The organism is Sporolactobacillus sp. STSJ-5 (assembly GCF_024385605.1).
In the GTDB taxonomy this organism is placed as follows: domain Bacteria; phylum Bacillota; class Bacilli; order Bacillales; family Sporolactobacillaceae; genus Sporolactobacillus.
This window is the reverse complement of the sequence record NZ_JANFOJ010000018.1, coordinates 1-20,235: the sequence shown is the minus strand read 5'-3', so window position 1 is coordinate 20,235 and position 20,235 is coordinate 1. Positions and strand designations below refer to the sequence as shown.

The 20,235-nt window shown below is 42.6% G+C and carries 18 protein-coding genes; 12 read left to right on the top strand and 6 right to left on the bottom strand.

Annotation, left to right across the window (positions count from 1 at the left end; genetic code table 11):
- Positions 1–4: 4 nt before the first annotated feature.
- Genes NOM01_RS14095 through NOM01_RS14085 form a run of 3 tightly spaced genes read right to left on the bottom strand, consistent with a single transcriptional unit; the run spans position 5 to position 2,945 of the window.
- Positions 5–538, bottom strand: coding sequence for a Gx transporter family protein (locus tag NOM01_RS14095; protein WP_255749138.1), 534 nt, complete (start codon positions 536–538; stop codon positions 5–7).
- A 23-nt stretch (positions 539–561) separates the two neighbouring features.
- A complete protein-coding gene (locus tag NOM01_RS14090) occupies positions 562–981 on the bottom strand; it encodes a NusG domain II-containing protein (RefSeq protein WP_255749137.1) in 420 nt (139 codons plus the stop codon).
- Between the two features lie 23 nt (positions 982–1,004).
- Positions 1,005–2,945 (bottom strand): NAD(P)/FAD-dependent oxidoreductase, encoded by a 1,941-nt coding sequence (locus tag NOM01_RS14085; RefSeq protein ID WP_255749136.1) that lies wholly within the window; start codon positions 2,943–2,945, stop codon positions 1,005–1,007.
- Positions 2,946–3,205: 260 nt separating this feature from the next.
- Here NOM01_RS14085 and pplA point away from each other — a divergent pair, with 260 nt between their 5' ends.
- From pplA to NOM01_RS14045, 8 genes are all read left to right on the top strand, one after another.
- Positions 3,206–4,111, top strand: a complete 906-nt coding sequence (gene pplA, locus NOM01_RS14080; RefSeq protein WP_255749135.1) for an extracellular electron transfer flavoprotein PplA — start codon at positions 3,206–3,208, stop codon at positions 4,109–4,111.
- A 99-nt stretch (positions 4,112–4,210) separates the two neighbouring features.
- Complete coding sequence (locus tag NOM01_RS14075; protein WP_255749134.1) at positions 4,211–5,263, top strand: FAD:protein FMN transferase; 1,053 nt, start codon at positions 4,211–4,213, stop codon at positions 5,261–5,263.
- A 61-nt stretch (positions 5,264–5,324) separates the two neighbouring features.
- Positions 5,325–6,263, top strand: a complete 939-nt coding sequence (menA, locus tag NOM01_RS14070; protein ID WP_255749181.1) for a 1,4-dihydroxy-2-naphthoate polyprenyltransferase — start codon at positions 5,325–5,327, stop codon at positions 6,261–6,263.
- Between the two features lie 16 nt (positions 6,264–6,279).
- Positions 6,280–7,089, top strand: a complete 810-nt coding sequence (locus NOM01_RS14065; protein ID WP_255749133.1) for an energy-coupling factor transporter ATPase — start codon at positions 6,280–6,282, stop codon at positions 7,087–7,089.
- Positions 7,074–7,937 (top strand): energy-coupling factor transporter ATPase, encoded by an 864-nt coding sequence (locus tag NOM01_RS14060; protein ID WP_370646134.1) that lies wholly within the window; start codon positions 7,074–7,076, stop codon positions 7,935–7,937. The genes NOM01_RS14065 and NOM01_RS14060 overlap by 16 nt, the downstream gene beginning before the upstream one ends.
- Entirely contained in the window at positions 7,934–8,737 is an 804-nt protein-coding gene (locus NOM01_RS14055; protein ID WP_255749132.1) for an energy-coupling factor transporter transmembrane component T family protein, read from the top strand. Before NOM01_RS14060 ends, NOM01_RS14055 begins: the two co-directional genes overlap by 4 nt.
- 127 nt (positions 8,738–8,864) lie before the next feature.
- The gene (locus tag NOM01_RS14050) at positions 8,865–10,169 is read left to right on the top strand and encodes a DedA family protein (protein WP_255749131.1); all 1,305 of its coding nucleotides are present in this window, start codon (positions 8,865–8,867) and stop codon (positions 10,167–10,169) included.
- Positions 10,170–10,299: 130 nt separating this feature from the next.
- On the top strand, positions 10,300–11,091 hold the full coding sequence (locus tag NOM01_RS14045) for an alpha/beta fold hydrolase (RefSeq protein ID WP_255749130.1): 792 nt from the start codon (positions 10,300–10,302) through the stop codon (positions 11,089–11,091).
- Positions 11,092–11,260: 169 nt separating this feature from the next.
- Here NOM01_RS14045 and NOM01_RS14040 read toward each other — a convergent pair whose 3' ends face one another.
- The 3 genes from NOM01_RS14040 to NOM01_RS14030 form a co-directional block, all read right to left on the bottom strand.
- Positions 11,261–12,196: an aldo/keto reductase gene (locus NOM01_RS14040; RefSeq protein ID WP_255749129.1), complete on the bottom strand. Its 936-nt coding sequence runs from the start codon at positions 12,194–12,196 to the stop codon at positions 11,261–11,263.
- A gap of 352 nt (positions 12,197–12,548) precedes the next feature.
- Entirely contained in the window at positions 12,549–14,309 is a 1,761-nt protein-coding gene (locus tag NOM01_RS14035) for a GGDEF domain-containing protein (protein ID WP_255749128.1), read from the bottom strand.
- A 205-nt stretch (positions 14,310–14,514) separates the two neighbouring features.
- Positions 14,515–14,826, bottom strand: a complete 312-nt coding sequence (locus NOM01_RS14030; RefSeq protein ID WP_255749127.1) for a hypothetical protein — start codon at positions 14,824–14,826, stop codon at positions 14,515–14,517.
- Between the two features lie 266 nt (positions 14,827–15,092).
- Between NOM01_RS14030 and NOM01_RS14025 the strand changes: the two genes are divergently transcribed.
- The 4 genes from NOM01_RS14025 to NOM01_RS14015 form a co-directional block, all read left to right on the top strand.
- Entirely contained in the window at positions 15,093–16,175 is a 1,083-nt protein-coding gene (locus NOM01_RS14025; protein WP_255749126.1) for an NERD domain-containing protein, read from the top strand.
- A gap of 119 nt (positions 16,176–16,294) precedes the next feature.
- Entirely contained in the window at positions 16,295–17,107 is an 813-nt protein-coding gene (locus NOM01_RS14020; RefSeq protein WP_255749125.1) for a hypothetical protein, read from the top strand.
- 124 nt (positions 17,108–17,231) lie between these two features.
- Complete coding sequence (locus NOM01_RS17280; RefSeq protein WP_353958626.1) at positions 17,232–17,315, top strand: putative holin-like toxin; 84 nt, start codon at positions 17,232–17,234, stop codon at positions 17,313–17,315.
- 255 nt (positions 17,316–17,570) lie between these two features.
- Positions 17,571–20,235 (top strand): DEAD/DEAH box helicase (locus NOM01_RS14015; RefSeq protein WP_255749124.1); only part of this gene is annotated, 2,665 nt, incomplete at its 3' end.

Below are 20,235 nucleotides of genomic sequence, written 5' to 3'. Positions count from 1 at the left end.
CCCCTTATTCATTCAATTCCCGCAACCTCCGGTAATTGTGTAACTTCTCTACATGATTTAACAAATAGTTAGCCATAATTCCGATCGCGATTCCTGCTAAAATACCGGCAAAAGACAGTACCGGAAGATAGAGAAGCACCGTCCATGTTTGTGCGATCCAGCTTGCGACTACGAGTTGTCCGACGTTATGCAAAATGGCTCCGGTCGCGCTCACTCCGATTAAGCTGACGCGATCAGGACCCAGCTTTTTGACAAGCCACATTCCTAAAAAACTCAGCACGATACCGGCTGCGCTGTACATGAATGTGGAAATCGTGCCGCCAAGCAATGTTGCCAGAATCAGCCGAATGGTGAGTACTTTAAGTGTATCCTTCGTTGAAAGCGTATAGAGTGCCATACATGTGATGATATTCGCAAGCCCAAGCTTAGCCCCGGGTGCCACAGCAAAAGGAAAAGGTATGGCGTTCTCGAACATGCTAATGACCACCGCTTGGGCGGCGAGCAGTGCGATATAAGCATTCAGCTGATTTTTTGTCATAAGTACCAGATTCCTTTGCCGCCTTATGAACTGACAATGATATCCTGTGACGGTTCGTGATTGCTTTTAATTTCAATAACGACACGATGAGGCAGACAGACAATCGTTTGGCCGGGTTTAGATATAAAGCCGGTCAGCACACAATTTTGGTCGGGACAATCGGCGCTTTTGACCCGGATTCGGTTCTTCTTCACTTCAATCGTATTACAATCGCCGCCAAGGTCGTGAACATCAAATTGCTGGGTTTTTACATTACCTGTGAGTACAATGCGTTTGACGACCTTATTATCCACAGAAATTACTGCAACATTGATGTTGTTTGGATCATTATTACTTTTCGCTTGGACCACACTGAAAATTGTGAAGGGAAGAAAAGAGATCAGAACAAGTATCGTTACAATGATAATATCCCAGCGTTTGATCATTTTTAAGTAGCTGCTCACTGCTGATCCTCCCTTCTTGTAGCTTATTGGTTCAAATTATTTGTATTCGACGACTTAATGAGAGCGGGACTTTCGTTGTCGGCAGCATCGTTATAGATCGCCTGTTCTTTGCCATACCACCATCTGCTCAATGTCTTTTGCAGGAAAGGGACAACCCAATAATCAAATCCGACAGATCGGCCGGAACCATTCATTAATGCAATTGAAGCAGGCAGTGCCCACAAATTATCCCATCCGAGCATGGCACTTAGCGTAAACATAACAATGAATCCTGCGCTTGCTGCGCTGCTGATCCATGTAAACAAGCCGGCAAGTATTGCGAGACCAATGGCGAGCTCGATGAACACCATGCTTTTCTGCATGAATACGGCCACATCGGCGTTCGGGAGCATAAGCTTCATGATCCATTCAAACCAGAACGGCATCTTGCTCAGAATAGGTGTGGCATACTGGCTTGCTGTGTCGCCCGCACCGCTGCTTGCCGCTTGGCTCGCACCGGTTGTCGCTGTCTGCAGCCAATCAAACGGCATTTTCACAGATGATCCGACTAGCCAGGAATCCTTACCAAGTCCATTAAACAGCAGATGGAAATTCGACCAGTGTGACGTGACCTTGTTCCAAATACTTTCACCCCATATCTTGCCGAATGCTTCATTAAGCCAGAAACCGCCGACAAATACGCGAAGAGGCAGACTCCAGAGTACATTGCCGTACCGCGTGGAAAAGTTACGGAGGATATTTCGTTTATCCTTCGTTTGGAAAAATTCATGCATAATGTAATGGAACATATAATGTGCACTGCGAAGGCCAAAGAAATAGTACAGGTTGACCATATGCTTCATTAAAATGGCAAAAAACCCGCTTAAATGCATGCTCCCTAGATGGGCAACTCCGTATCTGGCACCGATCGAAACCATCACACCATGGTAATTGCCTTTAAATGCCGATTTTTCGCCACCGCTAATTGCACATGCAATATTTTTAACTGCCGTTCCGGCTGTTTGCTCGGCCGCTTCGACAATTTGAGGTACGGGTTTTCCGCCGTCTTCATAATAGGAGAGATCACCAACGACGTAAACGTGATCCAAGTCCTCAGCTTCCATATATTTATTGACCGTCAAACGTCCGGCACGTGCCGATTTCATGCCGAAACTGCTTGCTTGGGAATTCGCTTTCACTCCTGCTGTCCAAATCAAGGTGTGCGTTGGAAGTTCATCTCCCGATTTTAGGACGATACGGTCTGCTTTAACTTCTACAATGGGCGAACTGGTCAAGATAGTAACGCCTTTTTTGCGCATATAATTTTCTGCCTTGCCTGCATCCTTTCGCTCAAGCATATTCAAAATTGTTGGAACCGCTTCCACTAAATACAAAGAAATATCGTTTTCTGCCAATTTATTGACCTTGGCAAGCCGCGTTTTCCATTCGATCAGTTCGCCGATCATTTCAACACCTGTAAAGCCTGAGCCACAGATAGCGAAGGTAAGCATTGCGCGCCGCTTATCGGGGTCATGTTCCGTTGCTGCTTTGCGAACAATGTGTTCAATATGTTCACGCAACTTCATTGCGTCTTCCCAAGACATAAGTGTAAAGCCATGCTCGCGTACCCCCGGCGTGCCGAAATCATTGGGCTCACCGCCCATACCGAGAATTAAATAATCATAGCTGTATGCAGCATGTTCAGTGGTCACTGTTTTATTCTCATGGTCGACGTTCTTGACCCGATCTGTGACTAGATTCACTTTTGTGTGTTTGAAGAGTTTGCGCAAATCGAATGTGATGGCTTCAGGTTCCACGCGATGCGCGGCAACCTCATGAAGTTCTGTCATCATCGTATGGTATGAGTGCTGATCAATCAAAGTAATGGTGACAGAAGCATCTTTCTTATACTTTTTTGCCAATTTTTTCGCAGCATGAACACCAGCGTATCCGGCCCCGATAATTACAATGTTCTTAATCCCCATTATTCTTCCCCCTTCGAAAAAACAAAATTAAAGCGCTATCAAAAAAATGAAATAATTTGTGAAATAAATAACAATCCATCTAAATTAAATAGTACACATTTCATATCTATGTGTCTAGGTATAGCAAATGAACAAGAAAACTTTTTATGAAAACGTTCACAATTTTGATGTAGCTAATGAATCATAGACATGGTAAGATGAAAGAGCAAGATAATGTGATGAATTTCACAAAATGTCGATTTAAGGGGGAAGTGTTAGCTATGCATATTAAAAAATTATTGTTACCGTTGGGGTTGTTAATCATCATGATGCTTGCTGCCTGCGGATCAAATGAAAACGCTACCAAATCAAACACAGAAAAAAAGGCTTCCGGGTCAAGTGAACCTGCAACCGCAAAATTAATTGCAGGAGCACCTTTGAAAGATGGGACTTATTCATTAAAAGAAAAGGAATTGGACAGTCACGGATGGAAAGCTACAATGTCTATAACAGTTAAAGACGGAAAAATTACTAAATCTGATTATAATTACGTAGATAAAGATGGAAAATTGAAGTCAGATAATGCAGCTTATGAAAAAGCGATGAAGGCGAAAAACGGAATTGGACCAAAGGAATACATCCCTAAGCTGAATAAAGCACTTGTTGCCAGTCAAGATGCACAGCAGGTTGAAGCCGTATCCGGTGCAACCGAATCATCTAATCATTTCATTAATTATGCGCAGCAATTGATTCAGGCAGCACAAAAAGGCGACACGACACCAATTGTCATTGATGCATATGCCAAGCTGAAGGATGGAACGTACAAGTTGGCAGAAAAAAATCTGGGCACTACCGGTTGGAAAACATTTATTGATATGACGGTTAAAGGCGGTAAGATCACAAAAGTTAATTATGATTTTCTGGACAAAAATGGAAAACTAAAATCAGAAAATGCCGCATATGAAAAGGCAATGAAAGCAAAATCCGGGGTTGGACCAAAAGAATATATTCCGGCACTCAGCAAATCGTTACTTGACAAACAAAATGCAGAAGAAGTGGATGTTGTCTCCGGCGCGACACACTCCAGTCATTCGTTCCGTATTTATGCGGCACAGCTGATTAACGCGGCTCAAAAGGGCGATACAACGCCAATCGAAGTCGATAATCTTGTTTTCCAAGAGAAATAATGAATGGAAGCAGTGCCATCAAAGGCTTTAGAGCGCGGAATTGCTCTAAAGCCTTTCTTACTCTAAGGAGCAGTTAACCATTGGGAAGGAATGAGTCCGATGAGGAAGATCGGTATTATGTTTATGGTCATCGTGTGCCTGCTGATTACGACAGGATGTGGGCATAAAGCGCAGCCTGTTAAGGCGGAGATTCTCAGCAGCCCATACAGCAGGACCGAATTTATAATGGGCACGGTAGTTACGGTGAAAATTTTTGATAAAGGGAAAGCAGATGTACTCAAGCCGGTTTTTAAACGGATCGAAGAGTTGGCGGACGCGACGACTGTTGAAGATAAGCATGATTCGTCTGAGATTGATCAGGTGAATGAAGAGGCAGGAATTAAGCCGGTTAAGGTATCTAATGACATTTACCGCATGATCAAGATTGGGAAGAAGTACAGCGGACGCTCAAATGGCGGTTTTGATCTGACCATTGGACCGCTCTCGAAGCTGTGGCATATCGGCTATTCCGATGCAAGAAAACCGAAGCAGAGCGAGATTGACCATGTGCTTCCGTTAATCGGATACAAACGAATGATCCTCAATGATTCAAAGCACACGATCTTTCTCAAAAATAAAGGCATGCGGTTGGACTTAGGCGCCATTGCTAAAGGTTTTATCACGGATGAAGTGGTAACTGTGTTGAAGAAATACCATGTTCAGTCTGCGATTGTTGACCTTGGCGGAAATATTTACGTACTGGGGAAGAATGCCTCAGATGAAAAGTGGAACGTTGGTATCCAGAATCCTTTTGAACCGCGCGGGGCGATTGTCGGGAAAATCGAGGAGTCCAATCAGTCCATTGTCACATCTGGAATCTATGAACGATTCATTAAGGTGAATGGTAAGACCTATCATCATTTGTTGAACCCATTTGACGGCTATCCATTTATGAATGACATTGCAGGGGTATCAGTAATTACAGATGCTTCGACTGACGGAGATGCGCTTTCCACCGTCCTGTTTGCGGGCGGGCTTAAAGGCGGAATGAGCGATGCGAAAAAATGGGGGATTAAGGCCGTATTTGTGACGCGCGATAAGAAAGTCTATATAACACCTAATCTAAAAAATAATTTTGTGCTGACGAATAAAGCTTTTAAACTTATAGAATAAAAAGGACTGTATTTTTTTCAGAAGGTGTCGAAGGGGTTAAATTGAAGAAGGGGTGAAAAAGATGTCGCTGGGCGCGTTCCTTAAACTCGTTGAAATTCAGACCAAATTAGCCAGTCTCTTTCCTTTTATTGTTGGCTGTCTCTTTGTTTCATACCGGTTCCATCTACTGGATCCAATCAACACAACGATTTTCTTTGCTTCCATGCTCTTTTTTGATATGACAGCAACGGCGATTAATAACTACATGGATTATCGAAAAGCAACGAGTGAGGAGTATCGCAGAAGAGAAAACATCATTGGACAGGAGCATATTTCGGAACCTTTGGTCGCGTTTACCATCGTCATCCTTTTGGCGATTGCGACGGTGCTGGGACTGGTACTTGTGGTACGTACTGATCTAATTGTTTTACTCGTAGGCATGGCTTGCTTTGGAATTGGCATCCTTTATTCGTTCGGACCAATTCCACTGTCACGAATGCCGATCGGTGAAATTTTTTCAGGGATCACGGAAGGGCTCGGTGTTTTATTTTTAACCGTTTATGTCAACGCAACGGACCAAGGCATTGTCAATTTGATTTGGGAAGGACGGACAATAACCGTGCAGGCCGATCTGCTCCTGCTCTTTGAAATCGTGCTCGTCTCGCTGCCGTGCATGTTCACCATAGCGAATATCATGCTGGCGAATAACATTTGCGATCTGGATGATGACATTAAGAATCATCGCTTTACGCTGCCCTATTACATTGGCAAACGTTACGCAATTTGGCTTTTTAATGGACTCTATGCTGCGACCTTTGCTGCAATTGTTGTCTGTGTCCTGTTTAAAATACTGCCGATGATTATGCTGCTTGCACTGCTGGCCATCATTCCTGTATCTAAACAGGTGAAACAGTTCAATCAAATTCAAGTCAAATCGAAAACCTTTGTGGTTGCTGTGAAAAATCTGGTGCTTGTGAATGGAACCGTTGCGTTATTACTGTTCGTTGCCGTTGTCTTGTGAAAAGAGGGTATGTCCGATGAACGAGCAAATAATCCAAGTTAAAGATCTGACATTTAAATATGAACCTGCAAAAAACAATACATTATCTTCTGTTTCCTTTGCCGTTAATAAAGGTGAATGGCTGTCTGTTATCGGTAATAATGGTGCGGGTAAGTCTACCTTGGCATTGCTGCTGATTGGGCTGTTGAAACCACAGAGCGGATCCGTTTTCGTATGCGGTATGCCCTTGAATGAGGAAACAAAGTGGACGATTCGTCGTCATGCAGGTATTGTTTTTCAAAATCCTGATAATCAATTCATCGGAGCAACCGTGCAGGATGATGTTGCATTCGGCATGGAAAACCTCAACATGCCGGTTGAAGACATGCGGCAGCGTGTAACAGAAGCCTTGGAGCTCGTCGGTATGCTGGAGCATCGTGAGGCAGATCCCTCCCGTTTATCTGGTGGTCAGAAACAGCGCGTCGCGATTGCCGGTGTGCTTGCCCTTCATCCTGATCTGCTTATTTTGGACGAAGCCTTTGTTATGCTGGATCCTCGAAGCAGGAGAGAGCTATTGGCAACTTTAAAACAGTTGAGGGCTGAACAAGGATTAACCATTTTGTCCATCACCCATGACATGAATGAGGCAGCAGCAAGTGACCGTATCCTTGTGTTGAAAAACGGCAGCGTGGCGAACAGTGGATTGCCTGCGGATATTTTTAGCGAGGAAATGGACGTAGAGGCACCGTTCAGCGAACGATTGCGGCGTCTGCTTATGAGCAAAGAGCGACGCACTCCGGAATCCTATCTGACGGAAAGTGAATGGATCCAATGGCTATGCAAATAAGACTGAATCAAGTGAGCGCAGATTATCAGCTTGGCCCGGTGCACAGCCCTCGTGTTCTTCAGGACGTCAGCCTGCAAATAGCTCCGGGAACGTTTACGGCAGTCGTTGGTCCTACTGGAGCCGGTAAGTCGAGTCTGCTAAAAGTGCTGAACGGATTGCTGCTTCCAAAATCCGGTTGGGCAGAGGTTGGTGACATTAAGATTGACAGTAAAACGAGCAAAAAAGCGTTGAAAGCAGTCCGGAAGCATATCGGGATGGTGTTCCAATTTCCTGAATCGCAGCTGTTCGCTGAAACTGTGGAACAAGACATCAGCTTCGGTCCGCTGAACTTCGGTGCGAGTCCGGAAGCAGCACATGATCTGGCAATCAAGATGATTCGCCAAGTTGGGCTGGATGAATCTATTCTTCAACAGTCGCCGTTCTCACTTTCCGGCGGACAGAAAAGGAGAGTGGCGATTGCCGGCGTTCTCGCTCAGGAACCTGAAGTGATTGCACTGGACGAACCAACCGCAGGCCTTGACCCTTCAGGAAAAGCGGAATTGATGTCGCTGTTTAAGCAATGGAACAAATGTAAACGATTGACTGTTATTCTTGTTACTCATGATATGGAGACAGCGGCACGCTACGCAGATGATGCGGTCGTCATGGATCAAGGAAAAGTTGTCTATCATGGAAGCGTGCGCAGCCTATTTGCGGACAGCGAAAAGTTGAACAGATGGCAGCTGGATGTTCCTGAAGCGAGGCGGTTCCAGTTGGCATTTGAGACTTATTCAGGTATTCGATTGCCAAATGTCTGCCTGACAGAGGAAGAACTGGCAGAGGCTTTGATCGGGGTGGGACGTGTATGAATAAACTGATTCTCGGACGTTATTTTCCAGGTGATTCACCAATTCACAAGCTTGATCCACGTGCCAAAATGATCGCAGGTATTGCTTTTATTTTTATTTCTTTTATGGCGAAAAACGGACAGGGGCTCATTTTATTGTGGCTGTTTACTTTTTTTGTGATGAGCTTGACGAAAATCGGTTTCCGAGTTTTCTTTCGCGGCGTTCGGCCATTAATTTGGTTGATTTTATTCACGGTATTCCTTCAGATTCTTTTTACTGCCGGCGGAATCATTTATTTCACTTGGGGGCCAATCAAAATCTCCGAATTCGGTTTAATTAATGCACTGTTTATTTTTTCCCGTTTCGTAACAATCATTTTCGTTACGACTGCCGTTACCTTAACAACGAAGCCTATGGAACTTACGGACGGCTTGAACTTTCTTATGCGTCCGCTTCGTTTTCTGCATGTTCCGGTCGATGAATTATCGATCATGCTGTCCATCTCACTTCGTTTTATCCCTAATCTGCTCGATGAAACGCAACGGATTATGGATGCGCAAAAGGCGCGAGGTGCAGTGTTTGGTGAAGGTTCCCTTTTTCGCCAGATGAAGGCACTGGTTCCGATCTTCTTGCCGCTATTTTCGGGATCGTTGAATCGTGGGGAGGAGCTTGCCAACGTCATGGACGTTCGCGGCTATCGCTCCGAGCTGCCGCGTTCTTCGTTTCGTCAGTTGACTTGGAAAATAAAAGATACGGTCTGCATACTTGTCATTTTGCTGCTTATCGCTGCTTTTGCAGTTCTTAATCTTGTTATTGATTAACGTTGATCCATTCTCATCGGAGAGTGGATCATTTTTTTGAATAATAAAGGTACTGTAACGGTGAAGCGAATCGAATACTATTAAGTGAAATTGACTATGGATTTGCTGCCATGCGGAGGAACCATGAATGAGTGTTTTAGATCAATTACTGAATGAATACGGATATTTGACACTTTTTTTTGCGTTAATGCTTGAACTGGTTTGTGTTCCTATTCCAAATGAAGCCTTGCTGAGCTATGTGGGCATCTTATCCTTTCATGGACAGATGAATCTTTTCTTGTCTTTGTGCTCCTCGGGAGCTGGGGGCATGATCGGCGCGACGATCTCCTATTGGATCGGCTACAAGCTTGGCGTACCTTTCTTTCGTAAATATGGTCGGTACATTCATATGGGGCAGGAAAAGATGGAACACATATCTAAATGGTACCAAAAGTATGGGAAGGTTCTGCTCATTTTTTCGTTCTTCGTTCCCGGCATCAGGCATATCGCGAGCATTATATCCGGAGTGATCCGCTTGCCCTTTAAGTCCTTTAGTGTGTTTGCCTATATCGGTGTTTTTCTTTGGACCGGAACCTTTATATCACTTGGGTATGTATTAGGACCGGAATGGGACAAGTATCAGGTGGAAATCAAGAAATGGCTGGTGCTGGCAAGCGTTTTGCTTGCCCTCGTATTGCTATGTTATATCGTGATTAGAACGAATCGAAGATATATCAAGGAATCGCTTTTGCTCCTCTTTCAAGCAACCTTTAAACGGTATAAAAGCTTTTTGAAGATCAAACTATTTATTTTCTTGATTCTGGCTGCATTTATTTCACTCATCACTTTGATGGCAGGAATGATCCAGGATTTTCTCAGCAATGAATTTGTGCCGTTCGACAAGGTTTCCAGACGAATTGTTTCATTCATTGTGGATAATCAATGGCAGCAGGCGCTGCAGCATGTTTATGGATTGTCTTCCTGGTCAACACTCTCTGTAATCATCATTCTTACAGCGGTCACAATTCTTCTTAATAACAGGGACAAATGGCTTGAACTGCTTTTTCTTGGGCTGACATTATCCGGGGGATTTATCTTCGCAAACGGCGTGCGCTGGCTGTTTCACTTTATTCTGACTGGAACCTACATGAGTCTGGATTTTCCAAATAAGAAGTCGATGATGCTGCTGATTCTCTTAGGGTATTTTTTGATGATGCTGGTACGCCATCAAAAAAAGTACATGATCAGTATGTCCGAATTATTTTTCTTCTTAATCGTTTTGCTTGCTTACACAGCAAGCGCAATCAGCGCCTTCGGCATTACCCCAAGTGATCTCGTGGCAGGATATGTTTTCGGAGCAGTATGGGTCAGTGGTTTAATCCTTTCATTGGAACTGTTTCGTTTTCTGTCGCTATTAAAGAAAAATTTTAGCAATGACGAGGTGCATCATTAATGATCTAAAAGGCAGATGCCTTCAGTAGTGTGTTTAAAAACAATGCTAGGTGACTGTTTGAATGACAATGTTAGGGGCAGAATAGGCCATAAGCATTCTAATATAAAACGATCACTCGGAGAGACTTACGATGCCGTATATCAACACGACAAAGGACATTTGCTTGTATTACGAAAAAAGTGGAAAAGGGAGACCCATTATCTTCATTCATCCCCCTTTAATGGGCCATGTCGTTTTTCATTATCAAAAGATTTTATCCGAACATGCACAGATTATTTTATATGACCAAAGAGGACATGGACGGAGCAGTTATCAACCTTCTCGTTCCCTTGAACGTGTGATTCCGGATCATGTCGCTGATCTTAGAACACTCATTCAAGAACTTCAATTGAAGCAGCCAATCCTTTCCAGTTACTCAAGCGGCGGTTTAATAGCTCTTTCTTATGCACTGACTTTCCCCAATGAGGTTGGTGGAATGATTCTCTCCGGCGGATTTCCTTGTGTCGGCTCAGCAATGCTGTTCATGGAATATCAGCTCGGCGTTCTAATCATGAAAGCGAGCGGCGGTCAAAAGGCTTTGAGTAACCTATTAGCGAATGCCCATAAAATGACCCAAGAAGACAAAAAAATGTTTTACACATATTGTAAAAAAGCTAATGTTCACGCGGTGCTCGATCTATATAAAGCAGGACTGAAAACGGATTTTTCCGCTCAACTTAAGCAATTGGATTTGCTTCCCATGTGGATTGTTTATGGAACACGCGATAAATTTATCAGTAAACACAAAAAGTATTTTGATTTTCTTACAAAAACAGAAATTATTTTTATTGATAAAGCCTTCCATCAAATTCCGACGCACCAACATGAGCAGTTCAATCAGGTCATTCAGCGATTTTTGCTCGACATGAATCAGAAGGCGTGAAAAAGAACAAAGGCAAATCGAGCATTGAAAACGCAATGCAATAATTAGTGCTGCGCGTTTCCTTCGTCATCACTATCGATCCTTTTCTTGTGAGGAGGGATCAAGCAGAATTAAAATAGGTCGAGCTGACTGCTCGACCTATTATTGCTCAGCTTCTCGTTTTCTAAGGTTAAGGCAGCTTGTTGCCCGCCGCTTGATAAATATCGTACCATTCTTGACGAGTGAGCGTAATGTCCGCACCCTTTGCCGATGCAGCAATACGTGATACGTTCGTTGTTCCGAGGATGACTTGCATTTCTGCCGGATGGCGCAGGATCCAGGCAACCGCAATCGCATTGTTACTGACACCATACTTCGTTGCGACCTTATCAATTTCTTTGTTTAATTCAGGAAATTTTGGATTATCGAGGAACACGCCTTCGAAGAATCCATATTGGAATGGAGACCATGCCTGAATGGTTACGTCATTCAGCCGGCAATAATCGAGAATACTGCCATCGCGAACGGAAGCACCGCCAACAGTCATATTCACATTCAATCCCTCGTCTATCATTCCGGTGAACTTGATACTGAGCTGCAACTGGTTAATTTCCAGCGGCTGACGCACTGATTTTTTCAACAGTTCTATTTGATATGGATTCTGGTTGCTGACGCCAAAATGAAGAACTTTCCCTTCAGAGTGGAGCTGATCAAATGCAGCAGCCACTTCTTCAGGTTCAACTAGGGCATCAGGGCGGTGCAGAAGCAGATAATCCACATGATCCGTCTGCAGACGTTGCAGACTAGCGTTTACCGTCTCAAGCAAATGTTCTTTTGAGAAGTCAAACGCTTTATTGTGATCGCCATTGCCGCGAACAATGCCGCACTTCGTCTGCAAAGTGATTTTGTCGCGCAAGCCGGGCTGCTTTGCCAGTACCTTGCCAAACAATGCTTCACATGCGCCGTCCGTGTAAACATCCGCATGATCGAAGAATGTAACACCGTTCTCTAGGTCGGTCTTGATTAGGCGATCTACCGCTTCCTCAGGCATATCTGCGATGCGCATGCATCCCTGAACAACCGCCGATCCCAATTTCTTTTCAGATCCAATTGCGATTTGTTTCAAGATAATTCCCTCCACTATACCGATTATTGAAAAGCCTTTCGCTATTAATCATAGAACGGATAAGCGAGAATTTAAAGTAATAGGACTTGATGAATGAGGCATTGAATGAATCATGATAATTTACATGGCCAAGCTTACCCGGAAAATTGCCATGAAACACAGAAATGGCATGAAAAAAAGGTCGCGGCCTGATGGAGGATATACTGGATCAGACGGTGCAGGGAAAAATAATCCAGAAGAAAATACACGTGCAAAATGATTTACAAAGGATTTCGTGGCTAAAGAATGAAAGGCTCACCAAGCAAGACACAGCACCTTCATACCCAACAATCGATTTGCCATTGATCTTGGGTTAAGACTCAATATATAAATAGTGCTGATCTTTTTGCTTCTTAGATTTCTTTTTTAACTTCGCCAGCTTCTTTGTCAACTCAAATAAGTTCAAAAAATGATCACATGGGACACAGGTACCGGCTATGGATATGGAAACAATGGAAAACGCTTCAACGATTCCTAAACGATTTTCAGTGATGATAAAGCCTCGTTCTCGGTCTTGCTCATTATAATGGTAAAGTACTTTTTCTTGAAAACGTTCACTGACTTTTTCACAGTAATTATCAATAGCTCCTTTATCCATGATGGTGATAAAATCATCGCCGCCAACATGTCCGACGAACTGCCCGCGAGGCAAGTAGAGCATGAGAATGTCGGCAAGCAATTTAATGATCGAATCACCGTTTTCAAAGCCATAGACGTCGTTATATTCCTTGAAATGATTGATATCGATATATAAAACGTTGAACGTCTCGTTTTTTTCGAGTGTTTGCTTCATCTTCTGTTCAATCACCAGATTCCCGGGAAGACCGGTCAACGGGTTCTCGTATTTTGCTTTTATAACCTCTATTTCTGTTGATTTAAGCAGCAGATTTTTAATGGTCACCGTTCCGAAATAGCGATTTTCTTTAGTCACGACAATGAAATCATAGAGCTTGTCCTGAGGTCGCGACATGGCCAGCTTCGAGACTTCGTTAATTGGCGTTCGATAGTCAACCGAAATGAAATCTCGATCCATGAGAACTGAAATCGGCTGATTTTGATAAAGGCTGAATCCGAAGCGCCCGCTTACCTGCATCGTTAATTGAGATCGGGTAATAATACCGACCACTCTATGATTATCAATGACGCAGAGACCGGGAATCGTTCCATCCTTTTTGAATTTTTCCAGCACATGTTCAATCTTCATTTGCATGGTTATGGTTTCAGTGGGATTGCAAATATTTAAAATATAGCCATTGGCATTAGGTTGACCGAATACATTATTTTTCATCTTATGATGGTCAATAATTTCTTTTTTTATGGTTTCATCGATCTCCATAAGCCGTTCGGACGGTCTTTGAAGATAGAACCCTTGTCCATAAGAGACACCGAGATCAATTAAGCTTGTTAATTCAGATAAAGTCTCAATACCTTCGGCAACCAAATGAATGTTAGAAATTCTGCAAAATTCGACGAGTCCCTTGACGAGTGCAAAATTTATACGACCAAGATCAATGTTCTCAATGAGACGTCGATCAAGTTTAACATAGTGCGGGTGGGTGTCCGTAATCAAATTTAGTCCGGAATACATAGCTCCCGCGTCATCAATGGCAACCTGAAAGTGATGCGACTTAAGATCCTGTATCGAAACAGCGAACTGATCCGGATGATTAATGGAACTCCGTTCGGTGACCTCAAAGACAACTTGGCTCGGCTCGAAGGGATAGGAATTCAAAGAATGAGAACTAAATGTCTGAATGAACCGCGGGTCTTGAAGAATAACAGGACTGACGTTCAAAAACAGTTTCTTTATTGGTGGTGAGCCTGCGCATAGATCATAAAATGAGCGCAACGACGTGGAGCGGCACAACGAATCAAGTACGTGTAACCGATTGTGTTCTGCCGCTGCTAAAAACAGCTTTTCCGGATTCGCCAATTCTGTTTCATATGTCACGCGGCTTAATGCCTCATAGCCATGAATCTCACCATTACGCAGAGAGACGATTGGCTGAAAAACAGCTTTTATTTTCTGTTCATTGATAATCTTGTCCAAGTCAGTTACTACTGTATTGTTCATAGACCATCGTACCCGTTCTTTCCCAGTATCTTCTAAATAATTATAACTGAGCAGAAAAGGGATACGTAGGCCATAGAGGTAAAGAATTTGTAAATTTTGTTGTTGTGGTGGGCAGAAGATTTATGTACAGATCATTGCAGATCAAAGAAAAGAGGGATGCAGGTGCCATGGCGTGGAGGCAGATTTTTAGGGGGAAGTCTATATCTCAGAATCTTATGAGAAACGCAATAAAAACAAAAAGAAGCCAATAAGGGAACCAGAGCACGGCGTATAAAGCGATGCCCAGTGCCTCTTTCCAGTTTTTCGGTCTCTGACGGGCAAAGCGATTCATAAACATCATGTAGATTACTGCAGCCAAAATAGCGACCCAAAAGAATCCACCGGAGATTTCTTCCGGCGTAACATGCACAATAGCCGCGACCTGGTATGGACGGAATAACATCATAGTCAGGGCGAACAGCAGAAACCCGTACAGACAGCTGAAGAGATTGAGCTTCAAGAAAGAATGTTGATTCATAAGGTCGCCTCCTAGGTTTCAAGATATCTAATTCCTATTATAAGCAAATAAGATGGATTTACCGCTTGATGTGCTTATGATAGTTCGAAACTATGATATATAACCTTTATCTGTTAACGTAGCTTTCATGGCGTCACTAAATGGATTTAGGAGAATAAATTTCAATAGCATCTTTGAATAAGTACTTTGACATAATTCTTTTTACCCTTATTTGGATAAATAAGTTATAATAATAAAAAAAATCCAAATGATCAAGAGGCGACCTAATGACTCAGCTGTATCTATTTTATGCGCTGATTACCTTAGCAATTTTAACGTTGTTAGCCGCGACAGTTTTCGTCATTTATACCTATCAAAATTTAAGGTATAAGAACACGCAATACTACCTCATTACGCACCGGCCTTATTTGAAAACCCTTCGATCGGTTGGCAGCTATGGAGAATATTTGACCTATAAACAGCTTCGGCCGATTGAAAGGCAGGGGCGCTTTCTCTTCAATGTTTACCTGCCTAAAGAAGATGGTAAAACCACCGAACTTGATGTAGTGATGATTCACAAGAGTGGACTTTATGTCTTCGAATCGAAAAATTACAGCGGCTGGATTTTCGGCACCGAAAGTCAGCGAACATGGACTCAGTCCTTACGCGCAGGACGAAAGAGTATCAAGAACCACTTTTACAACCCAATCATGCAAAATGCGTCACATATGAAACACCTGAAGCAATGCCTCTCAGAATATCCACACATTGTTTATCATTCCTTTATTCTTTTCAGTGAACGCTGTGAACTAAAGAAAATCACATTAGATCAAGGCAACGCTCAAGTCATGAACCGACACCTTGTGCTTAATCGAGTGAAACGCACAATCAGCAGAACAGGTATAATTTTGACGGCCGACGAGATTGAAGCAATCTATCAGAAGCTTTTTCCTTACTCGCAGACGAGCGAAGAAGTGAAGCAAACACATATAGATAACATTCGAGCGAGATACCCAGAGAAAAAGAAACTAGTGAAGAAGACACCGGCTAACACTTCAGACAACAGCAACGTGACTAGCGAGGTTGCTGCAATACAAGAGGTCACAAGTTTATCAGAGCAGTCGGAAGACTTGGTGGAGAAAGATACACTTCAGAGTTCTACTATTTTGGAAGAAGTGACAGACCAGATCGAAAACGAAGCGATTAGTGATGAATCAGTGACCGCTTCAACCGAGAAAATCTGCCCACGATGCGGAAAACCAATGATAAGACGCGAAGCTAAGCGAGGCAAACACATCGGTGATCATTTCTGGGGCTGCTCCGGTTTCCCGAAATGCAGATACATAGAGAAGGAAAATGGTGAGGGATGAGCCTATCTGTGAGGTGTAGCTGATGTTTAGTACGCTGCGGTTATAGATGGTGTTTAGCTGTTTAATTGCTAAGGACAGGCTGCGCATTTCCATGCTACCATGGAGGAAATGAGCAGAATGTGAGCGTGATTATGATGCCAATACTCGATAAGCTATTTGTTGTAACTCGTGTGAATAAAGAGTACAGCTGTCAGTTATCTGTCATAAAAGGGAAAAAGATTATGTTTACCGGAATTACTTGCGGACGAAGAATTGTACTTTGTACGCCCTCATCCAAACGGCATGTTAACGGCAATGGCTGGTTTGATCTGACTATGAAACAAGCTGATTTAATGGATGATGCGGACATTGCTATATTATCTGTACGAATGCAAAGCAATAGACTGTATACACTGAACTACAAACAGTTAAGAAGATTAATGACGAACGAGAATAAGCTAACCAATCCTAATGAGGGAGAGCATTGGAAATTTTTTGTTTGGAAGGATTACATTAAGGTGCAAGGTTGTGATCAGACATTTCCTGTTTCTGCGGAGATTGTTAACTCTGTCAATCAGCCACAAGACATACCACGAAGAACGACTACTTTATATACCCGAACACCATCTGAAAACAGTGAGCTATCGCAGACACAATTACAACATCAAAAGATCGGGAAGATAGCACAAACTAAATTAAGAACTGTACTAGAGAGTGGAGTCATAGCATCTGAAGAAATTGAAGCAATGCTGACGAACAACTATTCAAAGCAAACCTTTGATTTGCAATATGCACTTTTAGTAAGATACGGTGATAAATTTGAACATAGGAGATATTACAGCAAACCACTGATGATTCAAGGTACTGCATATTTTATGTGCTCGCAATGGTATGAGACTATGGCGAATAATGACCGCCCTTATTTGATGAAGTGGCTTTCTCTGCATTCCTAAATGCATTAAGAAATAATTATACGAATCATATTGCGAACGCACGATCTTATTCGATATACTTTAATTATGGCAATAAGGCATATGAGCGGATGGCAGTGACACCTTCAGATTGGAGGTGCTGCCCATGACAGTGTATCAAGCACTAATGCTCGCAATTTCTTTTGCGGGACTTATTATAGCGATACTGTCGTTTAAAGAAAGAAAATGATCCGCCTCATATGCCATTGCAGTGGCTGAAGTGGATCAATTTTCATCTTTGATTTACTTATCATGCACTGCTGCCCGCTCAATGCGGACGTTGCCATGCTTGCCATCAGTGTAACAGCACTGATGGCTTTATTAGTGTATGCCAAGGGACACATCACTAAACCATTTAAATACATTATACAATGCAGTCAATTTTATGTCTATTTCCTGGTATAATGTTGTCAAAACAGTCTAATAGTTGCAAGGAAGATAGTCAATGACCCCTAAACTCATCACAAATTCAAATGGACAGACCTTTTTATATGAACTGCAGCAGGCGTTTTCAACCTGCGAGGAGTTCTACTTTAGTGTTGCCTTTATTAACTATAGCGGATTGCAGCTGCTGCTTGATAATTTGAAAGAGCTGCGTGATCGTGGCGTTCGTGGAAAGATCATGACATCCACTTATTTGAATTTTACAGAACCCAAAGCACTCAAGAAGATTAAAGCTTTCAATAATATCGACCTGAGAGTTTTTGAGGCTGACAAGGTTAAAGGCTTTCATAGCAAGGTTTATATTTTTAAAAATAAAGATATGTATACAGTTATGATCGGCTCATCGAACATCACACAAAGTGCACTGAAGAGCAATGTCGAGTGGAATGTGTCGACAGTGTCCACGAGGCAGAACCCATTTCTGGAAAAAGCCATTAAGGAATACAAAGAGTTGTGGGCGCAATGTACCGTTGCAGATGATCTGTTCTTGCAGAAATACGAGAAGTTTATTGAAGGATTGAAAGCTCAGGTCGCGGTTGCTCGTGAGCCATCCTTTAACAGCTACGGGAATGCTGAGATGCAGCGGATCGTTCCGAATATGATGCAGCAGCAGGCGATTGATAATCTTGAGCGGCTAAGAAGCCATGGCGAAACGCGAGCACTCGTCATTTCTGCGACTGGTACAGGGAAAACGTACATGTCAGCGTTTGACGTTCAAAAGGTTCAGCCCAAGACAATGCTTTTCATCGTGCACCGTGAAGAGATTCTAACGAAGGCAAAAGAGACTTTTGAACGACTGCTCGGTCGCGGCAATCAAATGGGTATGTACACTGGAAATAGCAAAGATTTCCGAGGGAAGAACTATCTTTTTACAACGATCCAAACCATCAAGGATCATTATAGCGAGTTTCCTGCCGATTACTTCGACTATATCATTATTGACGAGGCGCATCATGCAACGGCTTCTACGTATACACGCGTACTGGATTATTTTGAACCGAAATTTTTACTGGGAATGACGGCTACTCCGGAACGCTGTGACCGTGGTGATATCTTCGGTTTATTTGATAACAATATTGCGCTTGAAGTTCGACTCAATGAAGCATTAGAGGAAGATTTGGTTCTGCCTTTTCATTACTTCGGCATTTCAGATGTGGATGGTGTGGATCTTTCTGATGTCTCCATCGATGATGTGGCGGAGGTTGCGAAGCGGCTCAAAGTGAATGAGCGCGTCGATTTTATTATCGACAAAATGAATTTTTACGGCTATGACGGAGAAAAGTGTAAGTGTCTGGGTTATTGTGTAACCAAGGATCATGCCCAATATATGGCCGATGAATTCAATAAACGCGGTATTGTCAGCATCTATTTAACTGGGGATGACAAGCAGTCTAAGCGCCAAGAAATGGTCCGCAGACTTGAAAATGATGACGATCCATTGCAAGTCATTTTTACGGTCAACATTTTTAACGAAGGCATCGATATTCCGTCCGTAAATTTAGTTTTGATGTTACGCCCAACCAATTCACCGATTATCTTCATGCAGCAGCTTGGCCGTGGCTTGCGAAAATATGAAGGACAATCCTTTTTAACAGTTCTCGATTTTATCGGCAATCACAGCAAAACTTTTCTTATTGCGATTGCATTAAGCGGAAAACACTTCTATGACAAGGACAGCTTAAAGGTTGCGGTTCATCGCGGTTTTCCGGATCTCCCAGGTGCGACTCATATTCAGATGGACCGAATTTCGCAGCAACGAATCATTGACCAATTAAATCAAGAGAATTTCCGTGCGATGAAATATTTGAAGGAAGAGTATATCGAATTTAAGAAACAATTTGTTGCTGGGGCAGAAGATCGAACCATTCCCTACTACTTATTAGACTATGCAAAATTCGAAAATGCCCCTGATCCAATTAAGTTTATTAATAATAAGAAAACCTATCTTGCTTTTCTTGCGGCTGTTGAAAAAACGGATGAGCTAAAAAAATTGGCGAATGAAGAGCCATTCAACACTGTGCTGCGACAGCTATCTTCTGATCTTCCTATAAAACGTCCCTATGAATTTTGTATTTTACGTTCATTGATGACTCATAAAACCGTGTCGTGGGAACAGGCAAAAAATGAAGTTCAGAAATTATTAGAATCCATAAATGAAGAGACGCTTGATCATGCGTTTGAACATCTGAATCAAACCTATGATGATCAAGGGCAGAAATCACGAGAAGTAAAATTGGGAAGCTATGACCGCGAAGGTAAGTTTTTGAAACGGTCGGAAACTTTGGATAGGATCTGTGAAAATGAGGAGCACAAGGCTTACATTCTTGATGTGCTTAATTATGGAATTTATCGTTATGAGAAGATGTTTGGACATGAGAATTATAAAATCCCATTTCTAAAACTATATGAGCAGTATTCAATGGTGGAATCTGCTTTACTATCTAATTATAGAAAAATACTCAGTTCATTCCGAGGATCCGGCACAATCAAAAATGGAAATGACTACTATCTGTTTATTGATCTTCACAAAGATGAGGGGATTAAGGAGAGCATCAACTATCAAGATCATTTTATTAGCCCCTCGCTTTTTCAGTGGGAGACGCCTAATACAAATAGTCAGGATACAACTCAAGGTCATCGAATTATAAATAATAAAAAATATGGAA